The organism is Idiomarina sp. UBA4206, assembly GCF_002383015.1.
GTDB classification, from domain to species: domain Bacteria; phylum Pseudomonadota; class Gammaproteobacteria; order Enterobacterales; family Alteromonadaceae; genus Idiomarina; species Idiomarina abyssalis.
Map to the genome: position 1 here is coordinate 75,927 of NZ_DFTS01000025.1, position 313 is coordinate 76,239.

General features: G+C 48.6%; 1 pseudogene. It reads left to right on the forward strand.

The features are described 5' to 3' along the window. Positions 1-313, forward strand: a pseudogene (locus B3180_RS05650) (MFS transporter); the annotation flags it as partial.

A 313-nucleotide genomic window follows, 5' to 3' on the forward strand; every position in this document is an offset into this window, starting at 1 on the left:
CGTCTAACCTGATGTTTTCCTGGATAGCGTTAGTCGGCCCCGATACTAGCCTCTTTTTAAGCGCAGTATTGATTGATGGCTTTACCAGCGCCTGGTCTACCGTTGCCTTTGTTGCTTTTATCAGTCTGCTCTGTAACCGAACTTTCACCGCAACCCAATATGCATTGATGGCCTCACTGGGAACCCTGGGTAAAACCATGCTAGCGTCCTACAGCGGTGTTATTGTCGACTCTATGCAGGGTAACTGGGCACTGTTTTTTGTACTAACCGCGGTTATGGTCATACCCAGTCTGGCTTTCCTTTGGCTTATTCG